Source organism: Paenibacillus rhizosphaerae (assembly GCF_014192015.1).
GTDB lineage: Bacteria > Bacillota > Bacilli > Paenibacillales > Paenibacillaceae > Paenibacillus_AQ > Paenibacillus_AQ rhizosphaerae.
On record NZ_JACHXJ010000001.1, the window covers coordinates 381,828 to 407,308 of the forward strand.

A 25,481-nucleotide genomic window follows, 5' to 3' on the forward strand; every position below is an offset into this window, starting at 1 on the left:
AAAATCTATGAAAAGCTGACTGGGTTTTTATGAGAATCCCCGAGGCGCAACGTGACACCTTCACGTGATGACAGCCATGTCGTGAGATATGGACATCGCCTGGAGGTGTTTTTGCGTTGATAAAACCATGACATATAGTTGTCAGCTATTGCCTCCTATAATGGCCTTAGAGGATGAGAGACAACCGAAGGAGGAAAATGAACATGAGCGAAAAACAAACGTTAAGAGGTATGGCGACGATTAATTATTGGGCAGGCGATATGGAGGCAGCGGTGTCGTGGTATTCGGAGGTGCTCGGCATCTCCCCGTACTTCAAACGCACTGGGCCCACTGGCGAGCTTGCCTATGCCGAGTTCCGCGTTGGGGACTACCAGCATGAGCTGGGTTTGATCAATCGCCGCTATGCTCCTTCACAAGCGATGCCCGGTCCAGGTGGCGCCATCATGTACTGGCATGTTGATCATGTGGAAGCTACACTTAAGAAATTGCTGGGTATGGGAGCGAAGGAATACGAACCGATCACGCCGCGTGGTGAGGGATTCGTTACGGCTTCGGTCACGGATCCCTTCGGCAATGTGCTGGGGATCATGTATAATCGGCACTATTTGGAGATGGTGGAATGGTTGAAGAGGGGGAATGAGATTACAAATGATTGATAGCTTGTTTGTTAGAGAACTATGGGGGAGTGACGCGTTGAATAAAATGGTTAAAAAGGGACTTTACCATTCATCCCTCACTGCCTTCAAGGTTAGCACCCGCGGCAACAGCAGGTGATCGTTTCATTCCATCGTCATCCTCTTCTTCTATTACGATGACAGGAACGAAAATATGTTCAAGCCGGTGTTTGAAAATGAGGTTCATATCCTCGCCTTCCCGCTTCAATTGAACAGGACTGCCATCCGTTAGGAGATTTGCTGTGCCTTCACAGAAAAATTCCTTTACCTTGATGGTTATTCCGTTAGGACGCCCTGAGATGATCAGGTACAGACGATTCTCTTTCCGCGTAAACCGGATCGTTTCGCCGGTCTCCGTTTCCGCTTCCGCCCGGATCAAGGGACGCGTTCCATATACGGCCTCCCCATTTCGTTGTAACCAATCCCCGAATTTGGACAACCGGCTTAACTGCTCAGGAGGAATTTGAGCATCCTCGCCGCGCGGACCTACATTCAACAGCAGGTTTCCGTTTTTGGACAGGGCATCGATAAAATCGATTAGCAATGTTTCAAAGGATGAATAGTCATTATCCTGCTCATTGCGGTTGTAGCCGAATGAATTGCCGATTCCGCGTGTCATCTCCCATTTTCCGGGTTGTATTTCCTTGTGTTTGGTATATTCCGGAGTCGAAAAATCGCTATGGGGAATCGCTGGCTGCGGCAGGGCAGAATGAATATCCGGATTGTTCATGATCATTCGTTTGATCATCATGTCCATCACTGCGCGTACAAGTTTGAGACTTAACAACTTGTTAGCGGAAGTTGAATGCTTCCAGCGGTCATTGACCACACCTTCGGGTACAGCGTTATAGTAGTAAGCGAACAATCGAAAGAAAGAGTCCACATTGCCTGGCCAGCATATATCGTTCCATAGAATATCAGGGCGGTATCGGGAAATCAGTTCGCGGATCTGGGCATCGGCGTATGCTGCATAATCGCCCCCGGGTGTGGAAAAGGAGTAGTCCATAAACGTTCTCGAAATCCTTCTCCGAAAAGTCCAGTCGATCCCACCTGAATAGTAGATGCCAAAGCGCAGGCCTTCGCTGCGTACAGCGTCTGCTAATTCGCCGATGATGTCGCGCTCGCTAAACCAGTGCGGCTCATGCGGGTTGGCCACCTTCGTTGGCCATAGGCAAAATCCGTCATGGTGCTTCGAGACGATTACAACGTATTTTGCACCGGCATTCCTGAAAATTTTGGCCCAAGCCATGGGGTCCCATTGTTTCACGCCGTCCATGAACAGCGGTTTAAATCCTTGGTAGGGCATGCTGCCATATACGGCTTGATGATAACGTGCAGACGGCGTGGTCTGGTCTTTGATCGCATTCCAGTAGCCTTCAGCGTACGGGTAGACGAGCATTGCCCGATCGTAATCGGTCTTTAAAGTATTCGCAAAGTTACCTACGGGTGCAAAACCAGGTACGGAATAGGGGCCCCAGTGTATAAAGATGCCGAATTTTGCTTCGTCAAACCATTGCGGAAGCGGGTGACTGCTAAGAGATTCCCGGGTGGGTTGGTAACTTTTATGATTCACGGCAGCTTCCTCCGTCCTTGTCGTCGTCTGATGATTGACCGGATAAATAATGGTTTACCGCCTTGTCGATAAAAGTTTGGGATGCCTCGAAAAGTTCCCGGTCGCCCTCGGGCCAAGATGCCCGATCACCCTGCATTTGCACAAACGCATCCGCTTGATCGCTTTCTCCTCCGGTTGCCTCTTGCACCATGGTGCACCAAGCCTTGGCCAGCTCTTGTGCATCGGGCTCTTCCGGCCCTGCGCCTGCCAGCCCCAGCGTAACGGCTTTTAAAGCCAGTCGTCTCCAAGTATGATACAAATCGAATGCACTTTGTTCCGTGGCAAATCGTCTGCCGAAAATTTCTTTTTGGGTTTCGGTAAAAGCGTATTGTTTCCAATCGACCAGGCTGCTGTTGTTGAAACACCGGATAAAAAAGGCCAAAAGATGCCACGGCGCATCATTTCCGGCCGCGACCGCCGTCCGGTGGGCTTCGATCGCGGCAATACCTGCATACGCTTCTTCTATTTTTCGGTAAAGCGCCAGTTCCTGCTCTTGCATCATTTGTTCGATCTGCGATGAGTCGGGACGCTTGATGACTTTGTCGCGGATCTCTTGAAGAGAGAGCCCTAGAGATTTGTAAAAAATGATCTGCTCCAAGCAGAGGAGGTCGTCCTTCGTATAATACCGCCGTCCGCCTGCCGTACCGCCGTCCGCCTGCCGTACGGCCGGTTGTGGGCAGCAGTCCGATATGGTCATAGTGCTGAAGGGTCCGTACCGTTACGCCGGTAGCTGCGGATATTTCTCCGACCCAATAAATTTTGTCGTCAGTATGCATGCATCACACCTCCACACTTATTACATCACATGACGTTACGTAATGAGCAACTGTTTTTTGGAAAGAAATCGTGCGTAACGGACGCGCATGCTGCATTCGAACCAAGACTTCGTCGTACTGGAGCGGGACATGCTTCCAATATTCCGTTATTAAAAAAAAATTAATCGATTTTCCAATCTCATGCGTCTATATTATAGAGCGGCCGCCAAGAGACCCGTCGGTGAACGGGTTGTAGAGATACAGAGGGGGGAGTGGGGACGCTGAATGCTGATAGTACATGGAGCGAGATCCATATGAATAGAACCACGCTGACGGAAGCGGAAGCGTTTTTTGAGCGTCTGACCGCCGAACAGCGAAAATTGTATTCCATTGCCTACAGCTATTTGCGCAGTGAAGCCGATGCGCTGGAAGCTGTGCAGGAGGCGTCATACCGGGCGTGGGTGAAGCGGAAGAAGCTGAAGGACCCGCAATCCTTCACCCCGTGGCTCATCCGCATCACGATCAACTGCTGCATGGACGAGCTGCGGCGCAAGAAACGGGTATTTCCGGTGGAGAAGCCGCAGGAAGGAGCCGTGCAGGAGATGAAAAGCAGCGAGCGGATCGACCTGCAGCGTGCGCTGGAGCGGATAAAGCCGAAGTACCGGCATGTCGTCATGCTGAAATATTACCAGGACATGACGTCCGTGGAAATCGCGAAGGTGATGGGCAAGCCGGAAGGAACGATCAAGACATGGCTGCGGGAAGGCCTGAAGCAGCTCCGGAAATATATGTAGAGGCTGAGCAGAAGGGAGGGACAGGTTATGCCCGAAAAAGAACAGCGCATCCTGCTGCAGGATGCCTATGAAGTGAACAAGCATGCGGAAGCGTTGCCTGAGATGAAATTGACTCTGGCTATGCGCAAAGGAATGGAGAGAGGGAAAATGCGTGAGAAGCGGCGTTTCTATTTCTGGAGTACGGGGACGGTTATGGCTCTCGCGGCGGCCCTGCTAATTATCAATTACTCGATCGGCAGCTTGGCCCATCGGGCGGAGCCGGCGCCGAAGCAGACGGCGGGGATACCGAGTCAGACCGCCTTAGAGCCGTACCGATCCACCACGCTGGACGGTCTGGCGAGCGCGATGGACCGGGGGCTGGTCAAGCCGATAGCCGAAAGCGTCGAACAAAAAGGGTATCGCGTAGAGGTAGACGGTGCCGTCACGGATGGCCGGATGGCCTATGTGCTGTTCGGTGTCCGCAACCAAACGGATAAAGAGGTCATCAATGCCGACGTATCCCTTGAACTTGGCGGCGTGGAGGCCCCGTCCAAAGGAGCGTCGGTGGAATTGGCGGGAAGCGACAGCAGCAGAATTCCGGCGAATGGAGCCAATCATTTTATTTACACCGTGCCCCTGAACCCGTCCGTTAAATATACCAAGGATGCCAAGTTTCATGTGACCTTGACGGAGACGTCGAATGAAGCGCTCATGTCCAGCTCCAATAAATACCGGACGGCGTTCGACATTTCGTTTGAGCTCGATCCCGGCATGTTCAAGGATAAGGAGCGCGTGCTGCATCCTGACCGGACACTAACGGTAGACGGCCAGCGGGTAGGTGTGACTCAGGTCATCTACACTCCGCTGCACACGTACGTGGACCTGGACTATGATCAGACGAATACGAAAAAAGTATTCCGGCTGCTCAGTCCGGTGCTCATCGGGAAAGTTGGGGGCGAAATCGAAAAGCTGTATTATCCGAAGTGGTACTCTCCGGACAACTCGGAAGCCCTCACGGAGGGGACGGACGCGATGCTGATGTACGGCAGCAGCCAGAATTACGCCGAGTATGATTCCATTAGGCTCAAGACGGAAGGCACTGCTGCGGTGGACAAGGACCAGCTGCAAATCGTGATCAACCTGAAGAAGAAGCAGATCGTGGAGGCGCCGGACGACCGCTTTACCCTGATTTCGTACACCCGGCCGGCAGGTCCGGGGGAGGTGCTGATTCACCGCGAGCTCGAACACGCCTATGCCGGCGAGAGCCTGTCGCTGTCGCTGGATGACAGCTTCACCGATGCCGACGGCAACGTCCACCAAAGGCAGTCTCCCGAAGGATATTCCCAAGGTGGACATAGCTGGTCCAACAAGAAGGACACCATGGGAGACGATTACGATTACAACTTCGGCAAGGATGCGGTAGATTATCCGCAGCCGCTGACCATTAAGGTGAAGCAGATATGGATGCCGAATCCGGATACGCAGGCGGTGGAACTGCTGAAGTAGCCAGCGCACAACCGCGTACAACCACTAAATATACAGACAGGCAGTCTGAAGGCCGAAGGGGCCCGAAGGCTGTCTTTTTGCTCCCTTCAGAAAAGCCCGGCCGCTGGGATTGAAATGCGCCATCAAAATTTGTATGTTGGATTCATACCATTTTTTTGACTAAACAAAAGGGGCTATGTCCGGTGAAATTGGCAGAGGATTACCTTCGGCTGCGAAGCGTTTATTCCGGTGAAAAAGAAGGGGAGCCGTTCCGGGTGACGATCGACGGGCTGGCCGAGGCCCTGTACTGCACGCCCCGTAACGCCAGGCTGATCCTGCGCAAAATGGCGGACGCCGGCCTGATCCGGTATGCAGCCGGGCAGGGCAGGGGCCATCGGTCGGAGCTGACGTTTCTGGCGGACAAGCGGGAGCTTGTGATCCGGGAAGCGCAGCAATACGTGAAGCAGGGGGACGTGCAGGGCGCGATGCTCTGGGTAAAAGAGCAGGCGGGTGAACCCGGGTTGACACAGCAGTTTATGGACTGGTTGACCGGCTATTTCGGATACCGGACGGAAACGACCGGGGAGGGCCGTATGGTGGAGACGCTCCGCCTGCCGATATACCGGCCGATCGTGACGCTGGACCCGGCGGACGCGATGTATGCTTTTGATACCCATCTGATCCGCCAAATCCATGCGACCCTGGTGGAGCTGGAAATGGAGACCGGCAAGGTTATTCCCGGCGTCGCACACCACTGGGAGTCCAGCTCCGATGCCTGCTGTTGGACGTTCTTTTTGCGGAAAGGCGTGACATTTCACGACGGCACGGAGCTTACGGCCGATGACGTCAAATACAGCCTGCTGCGCGTGCAGCAGGAATCCAAAAATCATTCCTGGCTGTGCAGGGACATCGTTGAGATCTACGCGGAATCGCGTTACATAGTCCGCATGGAGCTGCGTCAGCCCAACGTCCTGTTTGCGGTATTTATGTCGCATACGGGGGCGGCGGTCCTTTCCCGCGCCAGCGGGGAGTCCGGGGCTGGATCGGTTCCCGGCATGCTGCCTATCGGGTCAGGGCCTTACCGGATCGCTAAGCTTACGCCGGGAATGTGCATGCTGGAGGTTTTCCCGGATTATTATGCGGCCCGGGGCCTGATCGATCGTATCGAGGTGATGATCATGCCGGATACCGGCGAAGAATGGACGGTGGAGACCAATCCGGGCGTACTGGTCGTCGAGACGGGAGAAGCCCGCCGTCAGGAGCTGAAGACATGGCGGCGCAGCCGTCTCGTCACCGGATGCAGCATGCTGACCATGAACCTTGCGAAGCCGGGGATTTTGCAAACCGGTTCCTTCCGCAGGGCGCTTGCACTTGCGGTTGACCGGGGCTGCATGGTCCGGGATCTGGGGTACCCGCATGCCTTCCCTTGCCTCGGTTTTCATCTTGAGCCGCAACCGGATAACGCTGATCCGCTGTATGATCCGGAAGAGGCATCCAGGGAATTGAAACGGTCCGGGTATCGCGGAGAGGGGCTGAAGCTGTATGCTTACCGGCGCCATGAGCAAACGGCTCGCTGGCTGCAGCAGCAGTATGGTTTGGCCGGGATCCGGCTGGACGTGCATATTCTGCCATGGGAGGAATTGATGAAGGAAGAGCGGACCCGGGAGGCGGACCTGATCCTGTTCGAGGCGCTGCTGAGCGAGGGGCTGCTCCGGCAGATCGAATATTTGCTGTCCCGGTACAGCTTCATTCGCAGCATGCTGGATCCCGGAACGCAGGCGGAAGTAGACCGGCTTGTGGGGCAGCTGCTTCAGGAAGCGGACCCGGGAGCCCGGGGCGAGTCGTTTCAGCGGCTGGAGTCCTGGCTGATGGAACGCGGCACGGCCATCTATTTGACCTATAACGAAGCCCGGGTGCTGTCCCATCCGGCGCAGCAGGGCGTACGGCTCAATGCTGCCGGGTGGGTAGATTTTAAGGACATCTGGTTTAAAGGAGAAGGTTAACCGGCGGGTGATCCATCGTAATTGCGGTACGGGAAAACATGACATCTGGCGAAAGGGGAAATGTTTCCCGGAAAGATTGCCTTTTTCTTAAGCTCATCGGGCTGTACAATGATGACAGCACATGAGATAAAACTTACCAACGGAGTGAAGGTGAACGGTATGGAAATTAGGCTGGATGATTTAAGAGGGCCGGAAATAGCCGCGTTGATCCGCGAGCATCTTCAAGGCATGGCGGAGGAGTCGCCGCCGGAGAGCGTGCATGCTCTTGATCTGGACGGGCTGCGGCGGCCGGATGTGACGTTCTGGAGCGCATGGGAGCAGGGAGAGCTGCTTGGCTGCGGGGCACTGAAGGAGCTCGATCCCGGCCACGGCGAGATCAAATCGATGCGGACCGCAACCGCCCACTTGCGTAAAGGCGTGGCCCGATCCATCTTGGCCCACATCATGGAGGAGGCCCGGCGGCGGGGATACCGGCGGCTGAGCCTGGAGACGGGCTCGATGGCGTCGTTCGAGCCGGCCAGACGGCTGTACGCGGCCTTCGGGTTTAAGGAGTGCGGGCCATTTGCGGATTATACCCTCGATCCTTATAGTGCTTTTATGACCCGGGAGCTGTAAGCTAAAGCTTGCGGAGCTAGAAGTAAAAAAGGACATGCTTTCTGCCATCCACAGGGCGAGCATGTCCTTTTCAATTTGGTGCCGGAAGATTTAACATGGCATGACAGCCGTGAAGGTACTGCCCTGGCCGGGCGTGCTCTGCACGCTCAATGTGCCGCCGTGGGCTTCGGCAATCCATCTGCCGATGGACAGCCCAAGGCCGTGGCCGCCCCCGGGCGCGGGACTTGTCCACCCGGTAAAAGCGTTCGAAAATGTGCGGCTGTTCCTCCGGCGGTATCCCGTTTGCGGACCCTGCATATTATAAAAGCCCCAAACCCCAAGGCTTTGGAGCTCTTGAAGGCTTGAGGCAGATGATAAAACTCATCCCCCGATATACAACGTGGAGATGCGCTTTTCTGATGATACGACAGGTTACGTAGTTAACTTCGCGTAGACGATGAAGAAGATCATGTTCTCTCCGACGATGGCGTAATTAGGGACGGGGAAAATCAGGTCGATCACGAAGCAGCAAGCAAGGATCCCCAGCATGATAGCCAGATGATAGGGCTTCAGCCGCAAATGTTTGTGTCTGTATCGGTGAAACACCACGGTGGTCGATAAGAAATACAGGAGTACGGACCCAAACATGAATGCCAGCATGAAGGAGTAATCCATTTGGTCTTTGTACAACAGCTGAATGGCTGCTGCGATCATACTCATCGACAAGTACACGAACAAGTGACCGTAAATAATCATTTGGCCGGCCGTTTGGATTTCCCGGCTTACCTTTTTGTCGATGTTATCAAAGTACTGCCACCACATGGCAATGACCAGCAGACTGGTAAAGGCGATGAACAGGACGGACGACAGATCCCAGTCGTTAAACTGCAGGACGGCCAGGATACTGACGACCGATTCGCCCAAAAGAATCAAGGTAAACAGGGCGAAACGTTCGAACAAGTGATGCGTATTGATTGGCGTTTTAACCAAGTGCCGGCGTCCGATTAAAGGAATCAGGATATCTACGCCGATCCCCGCGTACAAGACGGCATACCGGATCCAAGAGTCGAAGAACAGCGAGCAGGCCGAGATCAGGATGCCGATCAAAAAGTGGGTGCCCAAATAGGAGGCGGTCACTTGCTGATGCGCCGCTTTGGCCCGATGGGCCAGAAGATACTGCAGGGCCGTCAGCGCCCTTGAGCCTATGTATCCTATAAAGAAGGGAACATAATATTGGTCAAAATCAGGGGACAAACTCGCCGTCATCACGAGAACGAACAACAGCTGAAGGATAATAAAGATCCTGTGAATTAAAATATCCTGGCCGAACCGATTCACAAAGAGGGTTTGTCCAACCCAGCCCCACCAGATCGGGATAAAAATCAACACGAATTTACTTAGGTACTCCACGGGAATGGCTCCATGTTCCGCATGCAGCAAGACATGCGTTGCTTTGGACACGGCCGCGACTAAGATAAGATCGTAAAAAAGCTCCAACCAGGTCACCTTTTTTTCAATCATACCCTTATAGATCCCCTCCTTGATGTGATAAATGCCGACAAATGAGTCAAATGCGAATCCGCCGCTCATCCGAAGAATCAATTTATTATATCAATTTTCAAATCACGGTCTACTGCATTTTCGGAATTAGTCCTGTAAGCCATAACGAAAGTCCCAGATTGTTAAACCGAAGTAAATACAACGCCCTTTTTTACTAATTTTTTGTACATTAGAGAGAAAAACTCAGTTAATAAGAAATTTATATACACGAAAAAAATTATGTGCTATTCTAACCTTGCCAAAGGCTGCTATACGACAAGCAAAGTTTGTCGATAGAGAAGACGCCTCTTGGCAGCACAGAGCACCGGATCAACAATGGACGGTCCCTTAGCCTGATGGACAGGCATGATGGATGCCGGGGTCCTTACCGGGTGATTTCATGCTTCTTAAAACTACACATTGTAGTATAAATTATGGGAGGGAATACCTATGACAAAGAAGGTTGTTTTGGAACCCGCTGCTTTGAAATTTGCACAAGATACCGCCAATCCGCCGTATTTGTTTGATCTTGGACCGGAAAAAGGGCGTGAAGCCGTAGACGAGGTTCAATCGGGCGACGTCCCGAAGCTGCCAGTTGAAATTCAGGATATCACCGTTGAGGGAGGGCCGAGCGGACAAGTTTCGGTCAGACTGCTTCGTCCCGAAAACGTTACAAATAAGCTGCCGGTCATTCTTTATATCCATGGCGCCGGCTGGGTGTTCGGCAATTCGCATACCCATGATCGCCTGATCCGGGAGCTTGCGGTCGGTGCCGAGGCCTGCGTCGTATTCCCGAATTACAGCCTGTCTCCGGAAGCAAAATATCCGACGGCGATCGAAGAAATCTACGCGGTTCTGACCTGGATTGCGGAAAATGGAGAGGCGTACGGCTTGGATACGGACCGCCTTACCGTGGCCGGGGACAGCGTAGGGGGAAATATGACCGCTGCCATCACGCTGCTGGCGAAAGAACGCAAGGGTCCCACTATTCATAAACAATTGCTGTTCTACCCGGTGACGGATTCGGGTAACGACACGGAGTCCTATCACCAGTTTGCGGAAGGTTACTTCCTGCGCCGGGACGCCATGGCCTGGTTCTGGGATCAATATATTACGAAGCCGAGCGACAAAGAAGAGATCTATGCTTCGCCGCTGCGGGCAACGCGCGAACAGCTCGAAGGATTGCCTGAAGCACTGGTTATTACCGCCGAAGCGGACGTTCTTCGCGATGAAGGCGAGGCATACGCCAACAAACTGCGCGAAGCCGGCGTGCGGGTGACCGCTGCCCGTTTCCAGGGGGCTATTCATGACTTTGTCATGCTGAATGCCCTTGCGGACACAGCGGCGGCTAGAGGCGCGATCGCGCTGGCGAACGCTTGGCTCAAAGAATAGCAGGGACGGTGAGAATGGCAAATGGCGACAACCATAGGAATTATGGTGGGGAGTTTAAGAGAGCATTCGTATAACCGGATGATTGCGGATACGATCCCGGAACTGGTGGATTCCGCACAATTTGATTTCATATCGATTGCGGATCTCCCCTTGTACAACGCGGATTTGGACCGGGAGGAAAGCCCGGAGCCGGTCAGACGCTATCGCGAAGCGATTCAACAGGCGGACGGAATCATCATCGTAAGCCCGGAATATAATTCGGGCATCCCGGGCGTGCTGAAAAATGCGCTGGATTGGGCCTCGACCCCGACCAAAACCGCGGTCCTCATTCATAAACCGACCGGGGTCATTGGTGCGACGCCGGGCGTTAAAGGGACGATTTTGTCGCAGCAGCAAATCAGGCAAACCTTGGAAGCCGTCCAGTCTTATGTGATGCCGTTTCAAAAAATGTATATATCGCAGGCGATGGAGAAGGTTGATCCGGAGAACGGTAAGCTGACCGATGAAACAACCCGCAGGTATGTACAGCGTTACGTTCGGTCGTTTATTCAGTGGGTCGATCAGGTACAGCAGATAAACGGGCAATAACAAACTATTTTAATCAGGAGCTGAGGCTATTATGGGTAAAATCGCGGTTTATGGATTCGGTCGGATCGGAAGACAGCTGCTTCGGGCAGCGTTGGAACAAAATTTGTTTGTTCCTTATTCCATCTCCGATATTAAAGATGAAGCGACGCTGGCGGCTTTGTTTGAAGTGGACACCAATTACAAGCGCTGGCCTGAGAACGTATCGGGCGGCGAGGGTGCGATCGTGATCGGCAGCCGGGAAATCCGGTATTTGAATTCGGCCAGCGAAGTCCCTCATTGGGGTGAGCTCGGCGTTGACCTGGTCGTTGACTGCACCGGGCGGGCCGTGACACGGCCGGTCGCCGAGCAGCACCTGGAGCGGGGCGCCAAACGGGTACTGGTCAGCGGACCAAGCAAAACGCTGGATGACTGCGATGCCGTTCTGCTTAAAGGAATCAACCTTGACAGCTTTGATCCGGACAAGCATAAAATCATCAGTATGGCGAGCTGCACGACGAATGCGCTGGCTCCGGTCGTCAAATTGGTCCGGGAAAACTACGGGATCAAATACGGCTTATTCTCCACGGTACACTCGTATACGAACACGCAATCGTTAACCGATCAGCCGATGAAGGACCGCCGGGATTCCTGGGCTGCGGCCGAGAACATCATTCCGTCGTCTTCCGGCGCCGCCAAAGCGCTCAAGTTCATTTGGAACGATCTGCAAATTACCGGCAAAGCGTACCGCATTCCGACGCGTACAGGCAGCATTGCCGAACTGAACCTGATCACGGAGAAGCCTTGCAGCCTTCAGGAGATCAATGATATGTTCCGGCAGGCTGCGAGCGAAGGTGAGCTGAAGGGTGTGCTTGACGTTTTGGAAGGGGAATGGGCTTCGTCACGAATCGTTGCCGATCCGCATTCTTCGATTATTGACCTGCCGTTAACCCAGGTGCAGGGGGAAATGCTGTCCGTCGCGACCTGGTACGATAACGAATGGGGTTATGCTTCCCGATTGGCTGAGGTCGCGGCTTATTTGGCAGGGAAATAGGATTGCAGGGACAGGGCTGCCGGTGAGTGCCGGCGGCCCTAATTTTGTTTGAGAAAGGGACGGGGCGGATTAGCTCCGAAAAAAATGGATTGACAATAAGAAGAACATCATATATCTTTAAATAAAGATAAATGAATTCGAAATATAATCCAGATCCCAAATCCCATAAGGAGCGATACAGATGTTCAAACGGACGGCAGGCATTCATCACATTACGGCGTTTTCAAGAAATCCCCAGGAAACGATTGATTTCTACAGCGGCATCCTCGGGCTCAGCTTGGTGAAAAAGACGGTCAATTTCGATGATCCCACGGTGTATCACTTGTATTTCGGCGACCCGGCTGGATCACCAGGTACGATCCTGACCTTCTTTCCCTATCCCCGGGCCCGGCAAGGACAGATTGGGGGAGGTCGAGTGGGCATCGTGACCTTTGTCATTCCGCCAGGGTCCATTGATTTCTGGCAGGAACGGCTTGCTTGGTTCGGACTGGATACAGCTAACAGTGAGCGTTTTGGCGAGAGCTATCTGCAGTTCTCGGATCCGGACGGACTGCGCCTGGAACTGGTGGAGCGGGAAGAAGGGGCCGGAGGCGCAAGCCCGCTTGAAAGCATTCCGGATGCCCAGGCGATCAAGGGATTAGGCGGTGCGGCTCTGTTCAGCGAGGCTTATGCCGACACGATCGACGTGCTGGAGAACATTCTCGGACTGGCCAAAATCGGGGAAGACGCCGGATACGCCAGATTTCAAGCGACGGCCGATTTAGGCAACGTGGTCGATATCCGGCTGGAGGATATGAAAGCAGGACACGGCACTGCCGGAACCGTACATCATATTGCCTGGCGGGCAAGCGATAACACGGAGCATGAAGCGTGGAGGGAATACGTGTCGGCCAATGGCTTTGACGTCACTCCGATTAAGGATCGCCAATATTTTAAAGCCATCTATTTCAGGGAACACGGCGGAATCCTGTTTGAGATTGCGACGGATCCACCCGGATTCGCCCGGGACGAAGCGCCGGATGCGCTGGGACGCAGGCTGATGCTGCCGGAATGGTTTGAACCGCAGCGCGGGGACATTGAAGCCCGGTTAGAGCCGGTGACGACCGAAAAAGTATGGAATTGACCGCGAAACAAGGCGGTGTGTGATTTCGTGAGACAATCAGCATTCGGATATGAGACGGTGTAGTGCCGCCGGCTATCGATGATCCCTGCAAGGACAGGGGTCATCTTTCTTTTTTTAGAGATACTTTTCACCATCTTTTCACCATTGACCCGTACAATGACCGCATAACGGAACTGAACATACTTGAAATAAGGTGGTCTGTATATGGCAAATTCCAAATGGATCAAATGGACGGCAGGCATGGCGGGTGTGGTCATGTTTACGGGGTTCGTAGGATATATCTCGAAGTTTAATCCGGCCGATGTTACAGGGAATGTGGCGAACGCTTCCCCGATTTTCGGAGCGGGACAAGACGACTCAAGCGGCGACATCGAGAACCAATGGCGGGACGAAGCATCCGGCGGGGACGCAGGTTCCTCCGGACAGGAGCGGGGATTTATGGGCGGCCGCTCCCGGCCGGGCTTGAGTTTCGGTTCTGGGCAAAGCAGCAGCGGGGAAGGCTCCATGCGCACCCACGCTTCATAGCTTCAGGCCCTGGACGGAGGTGATTGAAGATGCATACATTCAGAGCCATGAACACCGATTTCGTCACACAGGGACTGCCTGAGGCGGAGTATCGGGAAGCGGAGTCCTGGTTTGCTTTTGTGGAAAAGCATCTGACACGTTTCGATCCGGGCAGCGAGCTGTCCCAGCTGAACCGTTCGGCGGGCAGGCCGTTTCTGGCGACGCCGGTCCTGTACGAAGCCGTCAGCGTGGCGCTGAATTATTACAAGAGGGCAGACGGCCTGTTCAATCCTTTTCTCGGACGGCTCCTGTCTGATCTGGGCTACGGCCGAAGTTTCGGAGAGGCGGACTCGGAAGAGGAGGTTTCTTCGCAGGCATCCGATCGAACGGAGGCTTGCGCAAGGCTTCTGGGCTTTTGGTCCGGCGAGCGGGGTCAAGCTGAAGCCGCTGCTTCGCAGCAGGCGGGAAGACCCGCATCAAACAGATTCCTTCTTCACGCTAAATTAGGACAGGCGGAGTGCTTCTGCACTCAAGCCTGTTTCGCATGATCAAAATAATTGTAACGAATCTTTCCAATGCATTCCAACTCGCGCCCCTTATTCCGCCGGACAGGGAGACGGAAATCTTTTTGGCGCGGATCGTTTGATGTTCATAAAACCGCAGGCCGGCAATACATTATAAAAGGTCTGGCTTAAACAGGGGCGGTACGAAAACGCACCGAATAAAGAGAAGTGCATTTTTACCTCTATATCCATTTTTAGGGAGGATGTTTAATGATCGTTGTTATGATTGTGCTGTACCTAGCAATATATATCGCCATCTGCGGGGCGTATTTTCAGCTCGCCAAAAAGGCGGGCCGGGACGACATCGCGTGGTTTGCGTTTGTCCCGATTTTGAATTATATTCTCCAATTGAAGCTGATCAAGGAGAGTGCATGGTGGATCCTGATCACGCTGGTGCCGATTGCCAATATCGTGTTCGCCATTATTTGGCAGGTGAAGCTGCTGAACGCGTTCGGCAAGAACGGAGCTTACGTTCTTTTTGCCGTTTTCCTGTCTCCGGTATATGTGATTTTGTGGATGGTTTGGGGTTATTCCAGCAAGACGACTTACCAGCTGTACAACCCGCCGGTTCCTCCAGGACCAACAGCCGCTTTTTAAGCGGAAATCGTTCGTGGGCGCTGAGCGGATATTTGCTTACATACCGACAGAACTAATCATTATTAACAAATTCAGCAAGACGGGCAGGAACCGTGCGCAAGGCAGTCTGTCCGAACAACCCGAGAGTAAAAATGCACACGAAATGACCATGGCCGCTCCCGAAAGGGGGCGGTTTTGGCGTTTCATCGGTTTGGGAAGAGCTGCGGCAGCTGGAGGCTATATGCATAAAAAAACAGGGGATACAGCAAAATAATGGTAATCATATTTTTGAAGGAGTTTTTCCATTGTTTATTCGGCGGCTGAAAAAATTTCTGTATTCGTATCCCAACCCTGAGCTGGAGCAGCCACAGCAAGCACGGCAAGCTCCTTCTCCAGAGGGGAAACCCCTGAGCGAAGATCTATCCGACAGTTTGGAGCTTCTCCAAAAGTCCATGGGCAAAAACACGGATTTTGTGATCCATTACCTGGCATTCGATGAGGAATCGGATTATAAAGTCATCCTTTGCTATATCGATGGCTTGGTAGACCAGCTGCTGCTTTCCAAGTTATTGGAAAACCTGAATCGCCTGAAGCTGGATAATTTGCTTCGGGCGGACAAGGCGCCTGCCGATTGGCTCAAAAACCAGCTGGCTATAGGTAATATCCGGACCATCTATACGGAGGAAGATTTAGAGCATGCGATCCTTGATGGAAGAGCCGTCGTTCTTGTTCAAGGCATGCGGGAGGCATTTGCCGTATATATCGCCGGCGGATCCCGGCGGGCCGTTGAGGAACCTTCTTCCCAGACGGTGATCCGGGGGCCGAAGGAGGGCTTTACGGAGGAAATCACCGTCAATATCGCCTTGTTACGGCGCAAAGTCAAATCCCCTCAGTTGACCATTGAGACGCATGTCATCGGAACCTATACGCGCACGAATGTATCCATCGCTTATATCGAAGGGATCGCCAGCCCGGAGGTGGTCAAGGAAATGACAACCCGAATCCAGAGCATTGAAATCGACGGGATCCTGGAAAGCGGGTATATCGAGGAACTGATCCAGGACGGCGTTATGTCGCCCTTTCCGACCATGTATAATACCGAGCGTCCCGATACGGTCGCCGGTGGACTGCTCGAGGGGCTGGTTGCCGTCTTTGTGGATGGAACGCCGTTCGTCTTGATGGCTCCGGTGACTTTTTTCCGTTTCCTGACCTCCAGCGAGGATTATTATCAAAGATTCGATATTTCTTCCTTTCTCCGCTTCGTCCGGATCATCTCGTTTTTCGTCGCCCTGCTTCTACCATCCATTTTTATTTCCTTAACCACGTTCCATCAGGAGCTGCTTCCCATGCCGCTTCTGATCTCATTGGCCGCCCAGCGGGAAATTACGCCGCTGCCGACACTGGTCGAGGCGCTGCTGATGGAACTGACCTTTGAAGTCATCCGTGAAGCGGGAGTCCGGATGCCTAGAGCCATCGGCCCGGCCATTTCTATTGTGGGCGCTTTGGTGCTCGGTCAGGCCGCGGTCCAGGCGGGCCTGGTTTCGGCAGCTGTCGTTATTGTCGTCTCGTTTACGGCGATATCCAATTTTGCGCTTCCGGCGATCAACTTCTCCTCTTCCATCCGGCTTCTGCGGTTCGCCTTGATGGTGTTTTCCGGCAGCTTCGGGCTGGTCGGGGTGCTTGGGGTTTTAATTCCGTTGATGGCGCATCTGGTCTCGCTGGAGTCTTTTGGCGTGCCTTACCTCATACCGATGTCCCCCTTTAATAAAACGAACCAAAAGGATGTGCTGATTCGGGCGCCCTGGTGGAAGATGCGTACGCGCCCGATCATGATCGGAGATCAGAACCAGATGCGGCAGACAAAAGACAAGAAATCATATGCTGAACTTGAGGCCGGCCGACCGAGGGATCCATTGGCTTAGAAAGGAGAATAAGGATGAGAAGACGGCTTGCTTCCTTGGTACTGCTAGCGTGCCTGTTTCTAACGACAGGCTGCTGGAACCGGGCTGAGTTGAACGACCTGCGCATTGCGATCGCCGGCGGCATCGACCGCGCCGGGGACAAATGGGAAATCAGCTATCAGACAATTATCCCATCCTCCATGGCCTCCGGGACGGGCGGATCGACAGGATCAAGCACACAGCCGGCCATCTACGTGTTTTCCATGGTATCCGATACGATTTTCGGCGCCCGAATGAAAAGCAATCTGGAGGCGTCCCGGAAATTGTATGTGGCCCATGCCAAAGTGATTGTGGTAGGAAGAGAAGCGGCGGAGCGGGGGCTCGAAGAATTGGTCGATTTGTTTTTGCGCAATTCGGAGGCCCGAGAAACCGTTCAGCTGCTGATCACTGACGGAAAGGCAAAAGATCTGCTGAACAAAATGGTACCGCCCGAAAAATTGCCGGGTGAGAGCTACAGCAATATTCTGGCGAAGGAGTCCCGTTTCATCTCGAACTTTCCGAAAAAAACGATCTTTGATTTCGCGCTCAGCCTGCACTCGGATTCCAAAAGCATTGGGATACCGGTGGCTTCCTTTGTTGGAGATGAAAATACGGACGAAGAACTGGAAAAAATGCGGTCGCTTGACGTTCTAAAAGACATATCTCCTCCACTTTCCTTGAGGCTGACACGCCTTGGCGTATTCAGCGGTGACCGATTGGTGGGTTATTTGAGCGGCAGAGAAAGCATGGGACTGTCATGGCTGACCGACCAAGTCAAAGAGACCGAGCTCTCCTTTCCGTGTCCCCAAGCAAAAAACAAGCACAATTCGATCGAGATCACCTCTTCGAAAACGAAGCTGAACCCCGTCCGTGCCGGTACGCATTATACGATGTTGGTCAGCGTGAATCTGAACGGAAACTTAATGGAATCCACATGCAACCAGGATCTGTCCAAGTCGGAAGTCATCCATGATATGGAGAAGAATATCGAGAAGGAAGTCCGCGACCAGATCTTTACCGGGTGGGATGCCGTTAGGCAGATGGGGGTTGACGTGACCGGTTATGCGGATATCATTCACCGCAGTTTCCCCAAGGAGTGGAAGGCGATACAGGCGGCATGGCCGCAAGAATTCAGAAGAATGGATATTCAGGTGCAGGTGAATGCAGCTATACGGCGGCCGGGTCTTATTCAGAAAACGGAGGAACAGATCAAATAACAATTGCCGCAGCCAACCCCCGAAAAATTGATGAAAATGAAGAAGGAGTATCCTATGACCCGAGCGACCCGAGCTTCTGAAATTGCCATATCATTGTCCGTGTATGAAGTAGGGAGCACCACCCTGTTCCTGTTGGGGGGAGAGGCGAAGCAGGACGCCTGGCTGGCGATGTTACTGGGTGCCGGTGCAGGACTGCTTCTTCTTCTTATTTATTTGCTGATGTACCGCCTGGATTCAGAGAGGGATCTATTTGAGTTGTGCCGGCACTATTTGGGCAGCACATTCGGCTGGATCGCCGCTTTTGCCTTTACCGCTTATTTCGCTTATGAAGCCTCCCGGAATTTTCGAGACATCGGCGAATTAGCCGTTCAAACGTTGCTCAACCGGACTCCGATGCCGATTATTATCTTCATCTCCATCATTATCGGGTCCTATGTGACATATCTTGGACCGCGGTCGGCCTTCAGACTCTCCGTGGTATATGCGTATATCATGGCGGTCGGATATGCATTGATCTTAGTTCTGTTACCTATGACGGGGCTGCTGCATGCCCAATTCATGTTTCCTGTTCTGGAACACGGATTGACTCCGGTTTGGCGGGCGGCCATGCCGGAAATCGTATCGTTTCCTTTCGGGCAGACGATCCTGTTTCTGGTTTATTTTAAATATGCGCAAAAAGGCAAGCATCTCGGCCGGCTCGCCATCGTATCCTATCTGATCACGGCCGTCTTTTTGACGGTTATGAATCAACTGGTCATTCTCGTTCTCGGCCCGGAAATCGCCGCCATCGGAACCTATCCGATGTTCATGGTTGTCCAGATGATGGAGGTATCCAATGTGATTGAACGGGCTGACGCGCTGTTTGTCCTGCTCCTGTTCATGGGCATCGGCATGAAGGCCAATTTCTTTCTGATCGGGGCGGGCATCGGCCTTCAGCGCATCACGGGGATCAGATATAAGCTGTGGGTCATCCCGCTCGGCATAACGGTATTTGGTCTCACTTATTTATCGCCGACGTTTACCGAGTATTTCAGGGTTGGTCTTAAGCTGACCGTAGACCGGTTGATGCCGGTTACTCAGGTGGTGATTCCCGGGATACTGTTCATCGCGATGCTGGTTCGTAAAAAGAAGCGGAAGCCCGCTTAGGCGAACAATAGGTTGCGGTATGCACATAATCCCGCCGTGAAGGTGGACAACCTATCCGTATCTGTCCAAAAGGGGGATATATATGGAACAACTGCTGCAAACGGGATCTTCAGCCGGGCGTGTTCGCAGCGATGCGATGCCTTACCGCAGCCCGGAAGATTTAACCCGGATTGTTGATGCGGCCAAGGACGCCAGGCTGGTGCTGCTCGGGGAGGCCTCCCATGGGACCTCCGAATTTTATACGACCCGCGCCGAGATGACGAAACGGCTGATCGCAAGCAAGGCGATCCGATTTGTGGCTGTGGAGGGTGATTGGCCTTCCTGCTATGAGGTAAATAAGTACGTCAAGGATTTGGAGGATAACGAAGCCAAATCGGCGGCAGAGGCGCTGCGGGCATTTCACAGATGGCCGTCCTGGATGTGGGCCAACCGGGAAATGGAAGCGTTTATCGAATGGCTTAGAGACTATAACATGGGGCAGCCTTCCGGGGAACGCATCGGCTTTTACGGCCTCGACGTATACAGCCTGTGGGAATCCATGCAGCATATCGTCGATTATTTGAAGCAAACGGAGTCGCCTCTCCTGAATACGGCGCTGCAGGCGTTCGGCTGCTTTGAGCCTTATGGGGACGACTCGCAGTCCTATGGCATTTCCGCCGGACTGATCGGGGAAGGCTGCGAGGAGGAGATCGTGGCTCTGCTGCATGATATGCAGCGCACCAGGCTCGGCCATCCGCAGAGCGAAGCAGAGCTGAACGCCATGATGAACACGATGGCGGCCGCCGACGCGGAGCACTACTACCGGACGATGGTCCGCGGAGGACCCGACTCCTGGAATGTCCGGGACCGTCATATGGTTCGGGCGCTCCGTCAGCTGCTCGACTATCACGGGCCGGATGCCCAGGCCGTGCTGTGGGAGCATAATACCCATATCGGTGACGCCCGAGCAACGGATATGGCGGCTGACGGCATGGTCAATGTAGGTCAGCTTGTCCGCGAATATTACCGCCCGGCCCAGACGTTCAGTGTTGGCTTCGGCACGCATCACGGGCATGTGCTGGCAGGCTCAGCCTGGGGCGCGCCCGTGGAGGTCATGGAAGTTCCGCCCGCCATCCGGGGCAGTTGGGAAGATCTGCTGGCCCGTGCAGGCGGAGGCGAGAACCTGCTGCTGCTGTTCGACGCCGATGCCCAGCCGGAGCTGCGGGAGGTATTCGGTCACCGGGCGATCGGCGTCGTCTATGACCCCGGGTATGAGCTGGGGAATTATGTTCCTTCGCGCATGACCATGCGTTACGATGCGTTCGTCTTCATCCATGAAACCCACGCGTTAGAACCGCTGGCACTGCCGTTGATGGTTTGATGGCTCATATTAAAATATGCAAAAGCCGCCTATGATGGATCAAAGGCGGCTATTTTCATAGACACCCCAAGTTCATTCCGTGTTCACATGAAGTACACAGGGTGCCTTTATAATGACGGATGTAGAGAGAAATAAAAAGGTTAGACGACAGGCAGGGTCCAGTTTGAGGCTGCGATGTATACGGAGCATTCCCGTACCGGATCAAGAACATGTGATAACATGGAATCAACGAAACCGATCCATGGATAAGCAGCGACATCACACAACATAGACACAGATGCGGAGTGAACGGGATGAGACGTAAAATTTTGCTGGTTGAAGACGATATGCTGATGCGCGAATTTATTACCGACTATTTCAAAAAGGAGCAGTGGGACGTTTTTGAAGCGGAGAACGGGAAAATCGCGCTGGAGAAGTTCGAGGAAGTAGCCGTCGATCTGGTCGTGCTCGACATTATGATGCCGGAAATGGACGGCTGGTCGGTATGCCGCCGAATCCGTGAGAAGTCGGATGTACCGATCATCATGATTACCGCCCGGTCCGATGATGACGACCAAGTGATGGGCTTTGAGCTCGGAGCCGACGAATATGTGACCAAACCGTTGAGTCCCCGGGTACTTGTCGCCCGGGCAACCGCTTTAATGAAGCGAACGGAAGGAACTGTGGGGCTGAGTCCTGATGTGCTGGTATATGGAGCAATAACGGTAAACCGTGCGGCACATACCGTAACCGTAGAGAATGTCAAATTGAATCTGTCTCCGAAAGAGTACGAGCTGCTGCTTTACCTCATCAAGAACTATGGCAGGGTTCTGGCCAGGGAATCGATTTTGGATGCGGTGTGGGGATACGATTACTTGGGGGATGTACGGACGGTGGATACCCATATCAAAAAATTAAGAGCCAAACTGGGAGACGAAGGACGGTATATCCGGACCATGATTCGTGCGGGCTATAAATTCGACATGGACGAATGAGACGTCGCAGCGTTGTGTTTAAACTGTTTGCCGTCACATCCGTGCTGATTTTGCTGGTGTTTTCCCTGGTTATGCTGGCGGAAGGATTGTTCTTCGAGCGGTTTTACCGATCCTCGAAACTGGGGGCATTGGATCGCGGGATGAGTCAGTTCGCCCGGCAGTTTGAGCAGATCGAAGCGGACGAATTCAAGGTCTCGCGGCTTCTCGGTGAATTTATGAACGAACATGATGCGAGTGTCTGGGTTCTGACCCGCCAGTTTCAGCGGACCGCTATCAATCCGTACTATATAGTGCTGCAGGCGGCCAACAAAGTGGTGACCCTTCCCATTCCGGCGGAAGGGATGACAACCGACGAGATTCCGGGCGGGATTCGGTTCGGAGGGATGCTGACGGTCGACGGCATTTTCATGGACGAAGACGACACCATTATGCAGCCTGTTGATTTTCAACCGGTTGATCAAGAACCGGAACAGGGGTTGACACGGGTAACCGGCAAGGTGACGGACTTCATGCTTCCTGAGCAGCGTTCATACAATCCGCTGTACCAGGACGCTTTGGCCGATGACGTACTAAAGGATTGGAACGGTCAGGGGGTTCCGTATGTGCAAAAACTGCAAAACGGATCGAAGTTTCAGCAGAATTGGAAAGATCCTTGGAGCGGAGTTCAGTATGCGGTCATGATGCAGCCCTTGACAGACGGAGGAGGGAGCCGGTATTTGATGGCGATGACATCGATGCAGCCCGTCGGGGAAGCGGTGGATATTTTAAAAAAATATTACATTGTCATCGCGCCGGTCATTCTTGTTCTCGTGATTCTATTTTCACTGATCTATTCCAGGATGATCGCCCGTCCGCTCATCACGCTGAGCCGGACCGCTTCCCGCTTGGCGCGGCTGGATTTCACCGGACAGCCGGAAATCCGGTCCAGGGACGAATTCGGGGAACTGTCCCGTCACTTGAGTTCGTTATCCCACAACCTGGATGCGGCCTTGAGTGAGCTGAACCGTACGAATGAACGGCTTCAGGAGGAACTGGCGGAGAAGCTAAGGTCTGAGGAGCTGCGCAAGGAGCTGGTCGCTAATATTTCGCATGAGCTGAAGACGCCGCTCGGCATTGTGAAGGGATTCGCGGAAGGGCTTCAGGACGGGGTCGCGGCCGAAAAAAGGGAGAGGTACCTGTCGCTCATCGTGAACGAAACCGATCGGATGAACGCGCTTATCATGGATATGCTGGAGCTGACCAAATTTGAAGTCAAGGCTGTGAAGCTGCATCCGGTAAATCTGTCCCTGCCGGATTTGGCAGAGAAGGCGTCCGCTTCATTTGCAAGGCAGCTTGAACAAAAGAGGCTTGAATTAAAGCTGGAGACCGATTCCCTGGAAATATGGGTACAAGCGGATCTCCGGCGGATGGAGCAGGTGCTGCTCAATTTGCTGAGCAACGCGATCCGTCATGCCGTAGAAGACAGCGTGATTACGGTGAGGATTCACCGGTCTTATCCGGAGCAAATTACGACTGTGATCGAAAACGCCGGACCGCATATCGCGGCAAGCGATTTGGAGCGGATCTGGGACCAGTTCTACCGGGCCGAGCGCTCGCGTGACCGCAAATCGGGAGGAACCGGTCTTGGGCTTGCGATCGTGAAGCATATTCTGGAGCTGCATGGCGCAAATTTTGGCGCCGTGAATACCAACGAAGGCGTGGCATTTTATTTTACATTACACGAATCCAAAGGAGACGCGTAGTCATGACCATAAAATCGATCTATTTAGCATCTGCACTGCTGGTATTACTAATGACCAGTGCGTGCGGGGCGAAAAATACGGCGGCACCGGATAGCGGATCGCCGTCTGCCGGAGCAGGTCAGGAAAGCTCTTCGGAGGCTCAGGTGCCGTCAGCAGGAGATGAAGATGAAAAAGGGATCGACACAGGGGACCCATCAGGGTCGGGCAATCCAGCAGGGAGCGGAGTGAATGGGAATGCTGCCGGAAGCTCTGATGATCACTCCGGCGCCGATTCGGACGCTGCCGGTAACACGGAGGCGCAGACGCCGGCCGATTCCCAGGATAACGGAACGAAAGACGGCGGGCCATCCGGAGAGGGAGACGCGGGTAAAGCCATTCTGATCATTATAGATCAAACGCCGAAGCCGACAACGGGCAACAGCTTCGATTTCGTGATCAACAAGCTGCCTGAGGGTTATATGCTTACAGAAATGCAGTGGGTATCGGCTAAGCACCAAATCAAGAATACGCTCCAGGAGGCCATAGAACATGGGCAAAATGGAGAGGATGGGTTTTACATCAGCGGCGATGGTCAGTTCATGGGTTTCTTCTATCCCGATGAATTGAAGGGAGAAGAAGGCCAAGTGAAATTTGCATTCACGAACGATCAGGGCAAAACATTAACCTGGCAGAAGACCATTACGTTGAAATGATCCGATGAAGCGTTCGATAACTAGAAATGGACAATTGTAATGGTTTGACGGATCAGAAAAACGGCCCAAGGGATTTTCCCGGCGGCCGCTTTTTGCGTGCAAAAAGGGATTCCCTAAGGTTCTAGGATGGCGGCAGCACTCCATGATCACGGAGAGGAAATCGGGTATCCTCTGCCGAAAACAATAGGCGTGCAGATCCAATCGACGGATGATTACACCCGGAAAGGGGAAGGTTTGAACAGCATGTTGAAAACTTTTTTTGAGGATATGTCGATCCGGGTTTCGTCCGCTCGTCGTCTATATAGAAACCATGAAAAAGGAGATTATTCTCATGCACACTGTCATTTCAAAGGACGGAACCATGATCGCTTACGACCGGACCGGGAGGGGGCCTGCGCTCATCCTGGTGGCGGGAGCGTTCAGCTACCGCAAATTTCCGGCACAGGTCCAGCTGGCCCAGCTGCTGTCCAGTCAGTTTACCGTATATAACTACGACCGCCGCGGTCGGGGAGACAGCGGGGATTCCCAGCCTTACGCCGTGGAACGCGAGATCGAGGATTTGGAAGCGGTCATCGAAGCGGCAGGCGGCTCCGCGTATGTCTGGGGGCTGTCCTCGGGAGCCGTATTGGCTCTTCAGGCAGCCGCCGGAGGGGCGGCCATCACAAAGCTTGCCCTCCACGAACCGCCGTTTGTGGTCGATGCTTCGGACCGAAAGCCGCCGCAGGACTTTATACCGCAGGTGACGGAGCTGATCCGCAGCGGGCAGCGCGCTGAGGCGATCAAGTATTTTATGACCAAAGGGATGGGAGCACCCGGGTTCGTCGTCGGTATGATGCGAATGATGCCGAAGGTGTGGGCGAACCTGATGGCGGTATCCCACACGCTGCCCTATGATGCCGCGCTGCTTGACGGTTACTGGGACGGCAAACCGCTGCCTGTTGAACAGTGGGGCCGCGTGACGATGCCGACGCTTGTTCTGGAAGGGCCGGACAGTCCGCTCTCCCTCCGCCATGCCGCCAGTGCGCTGGCTCAAGGGCTGCCTAATGCCGTTCTGCTGAGTAAAAAGGGGCTCGGCCATACGAAAAAGCTGGACGCTCCCAAAATTGCGGCGGAGCTGTCCGCATTCTTTGCAGACAAGGCGCAGGCATCCGGCATGTAAAGGCATGTTTGAACGATCCAGACCAAAAGAAATAAAAAAT

At 53.5% G+C, this 25,481-nt stretch carries 23 protein-coding genes and 2 pseudogenes; 20 read left to right on the forward strand and 5 right to left on the reverse strand.

Annotation, left to right across the window (positions count from 1 at the left end):
* Nucleotides 1-203 precede the first annotated feature (203 nt).
* Entirely contained in the window at nt 204-656 is a 453-nt protein-coding gene (locus tag FHS19_RS01540; protein WP_183577644.1) for a VOC family protein, read from the forward strand.
* Between the two features lie 70 nt (nt 657-726).
* Here the strand turns inward: FHS19_RS01540 and FHS19_RS01545 are convergent, their stop codons facing one another.
* The 3 genes and pseudogenes from FHS19_RS01545 to FHS19_RS35610 form a co-directional block, all read right to left on the reverse strand.
* Nucleotides 727-2,247 carry an alpha-L-fucosidase gene (locus FHS19_RS01545; RefSeq protein WP_183577647.1) on the reverse strand — a complete coding sequence of 507 codons (1,521 nt, stop codon included), beginning with the start codon at nt 2,245-2,247 and terminating at the stop codon, nt 727-729.
* Nucleotides 2,237-2,983, reverse strand: coding sequence for a MerR family transcriptional regulator (locus FHS19_RS01550; RefSeq protein WP_281382259.1), 747 nt, complete (start codon nt 2,981-2,983; stop codon nt 2,237-2,239). The genes FHS19_RS01545 and FHS19_RS01550 overlap by 11 nt, the downstream gene beginning before the upstream one ends.
* Nucleotides 2,934-3,062: pseudogene (locus FHS19_RS35610) on the reverse strand (MerR family DNA-binding transcriptional regulator); the annotation flags it as partial. The gene FHS19_RS01550 and the pseudogene FHS19_RS35610, both read right to left, overlap by 50 nt.
* A 293-nt stretch (nt 3,063-3,355) precedes the next feature.
* Here FHS19_RS35610 and FHS19_RS01560 point away from each other — a divergent pair.
* The 4 genes from FHS19_RS01560 to FHS19_RS01575 all read left to right on the forward strand — a co-directional run bounded on the left by FHS19_RS01560 (nt 3,356) and on the right by FHS19_RS01575 (nt 7,917).
* The gene (locus tag FHS19_RS01560) at nt 3,356-3,835 is read left to right on the forward strand and encodes a sigma-70 family RNA polymerase sigma factor (RefSeq protein WP_183577656.1); all 480 of its coding nucleotides are present in this window, start codon (nt 3,356-3,358) and stop codon (nt 3,833-3,835) included.
* A 27-nt stretch (nt 3,836-3,862) separates the two neighbouring features.
* Complete coding sequence (locus FHS19_RS01565; protein ID WP_183577659.1) at nt 3,863-5,320, forward strand: DUF4179 domain-containing protein; 1,458 nt, start codon at nt 3,863-3,865, stop codon at nt 5,318-5,320.
* A gap of 182 nt (nt 5,321-5,502) precedes the next feature.
* Nucleotides 5,503-7,302 (forward strand): ABC transporter substrate-binding protein, encoded by a 1,800-nt coding sequence (locus tag FHS19_RS01570; RefSeq protein WP_183577662.1) that lies wholly within the window; start codon nt 5,503-5,505, stop codon nt 7,300-7,302.
* A gap of 159 nt (nt 7,303-7,461) precedes the next feature.
* Nucleotides 7,462-7,917: a GNAT family N-acetyltransferase gene (locus tag FHS19_RS01575; protein ID WP_183577665.1), complete on the forward strand. Its 456-nt coding sequence runs from the start codon at nt 7,462-7,464 to the stop codon at nt 7,915-7,917.
* A gap of 90 nt (nt 7,918-8,007) precedes the next feature.
* On the opposite strand, the pseudogene FHS19_RS01580 reads toward FHS19_RS01575, so the two are convergent.
* Nucleotides 8,008-8,197: pseudogene (locus FHS19_RS01580) on the reverse strand (sensor histidine kinase); the annotation flags it as partial.
* A gap of 131 nt (nt 8,198-8,328) precedes the next feature.
* Nucleotides 8,329-9,417, reverse strand: coding sequence for a low temperature requirement protein A (locus tag FHS19_RS01585; protein WP_183577668.1), 1,089 nt, complete (start codon nt 9,415-9,417; stop codon nt 8,329-8,331).
* 468 nt (nt 9,418-9,885) lie between these two features.
* Between FHS19_RS01585 and FHS19_RS01590 the strand changes: the two genes are divergently transcribed.
* The 15 genes from FHS19_RS01590 (at nt 9,886) to FHS19_RS01660 (ending at nt 25,441) form a co-directional block, all read left to right on the forward strand.
* Nucleotides 9,886-10,827, forward strand: a complete 942-nt coding sequence (locus FHS19_RS01590) for an alpha/beta hydrolase (protein WP_183577671.1) — start codon at nt 9,886-9,888, stop codon at nt 10,825-10,827.
* 21 nt (nt 10,828-10,848) lie between these two features.
* Nucleotides 10,849-11,415, forward strand: coding sequence for an NADPH-dependent FMN reductase (locus tag FHS19_RS01595; protein WP_183577674.1), 567 nt, complete (start codon nt 10,849-10,851; stop codon nt 11,413-11,415).
* Between the two features lie 31 nt (nt 11,416-11,446).
* Complete coding sequence (locus FHS19_RS01600) at nt 11,447-12,445, forward strand: type I glyceraldehyde-3-phosphate dehydrogenase (RefSeq protein WP_183577677.1); 999 nt, start codon at nt 11,447-11,449, stop codon at nt 12,443-12,445.
* A gap of 181 nt (nt 12,446-12,626) precedes the next feature.
* On the forward strand, nt 12,627-13,568 hold the full coding sequence (locus FHS19_RS01605) for a ring-cleaving dioxygenase (RefSeq protein WP_183577680.1): 942 nt from the start codon (nt 12,627-12,629) through the stop codon (nt 13,566-13,568).
* 204 nt (nt 13,569-13,772) lie between these two features.
* Nucleotides 13,773-14,093, forward strand: a complete 321-nt coding sequence (locus FHS19_RS01610; protein ID WP_183577683.1) for a C3orf80 family membrane protein — start codon at nt 13,773-13,775, stop codon at nt 14,091-14,093.
* 29 nt (nt 14,094-14,122) lie between these two features.
* Nucleotides 14,123-14,620 carry an FAD:protein FMN transferase gene (locus tag FHS19_RS01615; protein WP_183577687.1) on the forward strand — a complete coding sequence of 166 codons (498 nt, stop codon included), beginning with the start codon at nt 14,123-14,125 and terminating at the stop codon, nt 14,618-14,620.
* A 225-nt stretch (nt 14,621-14,845) separates the two neighbouring features.
* The gene (locus FHS19_RS01620; RefSeq protein WP_183577690.1) at nt 14,846-15,232 is read left to right on the forward strand and encodes a DUF5684 domain-containing protein; all 387 of its coding nucleotides are present in this window, start codon (nt 14,846-14,848) and stop codon (nt 15,230-15,232) included.
* A 284-nt stretch (nt 15,233-15,516) separates the two neighbouring features.
* On the forward strand, nt 15,517-17,133 hold the full coding sequence (locus tag FHS19_RS01625) for a spore germination protein (protein WP_246426397.1): 1,617 nt from the start codon (nt 15,517-15,519) through the stop codon (nt 17,131-17,133).
* Between the two features lie 14 nt (nt 17,134-17,147).
* Nucleotides 17,148-18,368, forward strand: a complete 1,221-nt coding sequence (locus FHS19_RS01630; RefSeq protein ID WP_183577692.1) for a Ger(x)C family spore germination protein — start codon at nt 17,148-17,150, stop codon at nt 18,366-18,368.
* 54 nt (nt 18,369-18,422) lie between these two features.
* Nucleotides 18,423-19,514 carry a GerAB/ArcD/ProY family transporter gene (locus FHS19_RS01635; protein ID WP_183577695.1) on the forward strand — a complete coding sequence of 364 codons (1,092 nt, stop codon included), beginning with the start codon at nt 18,423-18,425 and terminating at the stop codon, nt 19,512-19,514.
* Between the two features lie 82 nt (nt 19,515-19,596).
* Nucleotides 19,597-20,874 (forward strand): erythromycin esterase family protein, encoded by a 1,278-nt coding sequence (locus FHS19_RS01640; RefSeq protein ID WP_183577698.1) that lies wholly within the window; start codon nt 19,597-19,599, stop codon nt 20,872-20,874.
* A 293-nt stretch (nt 20,875-21,167) separates the two neighbouring features.
* Entirely contained in the window at nt 21,168-21,848 is a 681-nt protein-coding gene (locus FHS19_RS01645; protein WP_183577700.1) for a response regulator transcription factor, read from the forward strand.
* 14 nt (nt 21,849-21,862) lie between these two features.
* Nucleotides 21,863-23,590, forward strand: a complete 1,728-nt coding sequence (locus FHS19_RS01650) for a sensor histidine kinase (protein ID WP_312887136.1) — start codon at nt 21,863-21,865, stop codon at nt 23,588-23,590.
* A gap of 2 nt (nt 23,591-23,592) precedes the next feature.
* Nucleotides 23,593-24,282, forward strand: coding sequence for a hypothetical protein (locus FHS19_RS01655; RefSeq protein ID WP_183577707.1), 690 nt, complete (start codon nt 23,593-23,595; stop codon nt 24,280-24,282).
* 331 nt (nt 24,283-24,613) lie between these two features.
* Nucleotides 24,614-25,441 carry an alpha/beta fold hydrolase gene (locus FHS19_RS01660; RefSeq protein WP_183577710.1) on the forward strand — a complete coding sequence of 276 codons (828 nt, stop codon included), beginning with the start codon at nt 24,614-24,616 and terminating at the stop codon, nt 25,439-25,441.
* The last annotated feature ends 40 nt before the right edge of the window (nt 25,442-25,481 follow it).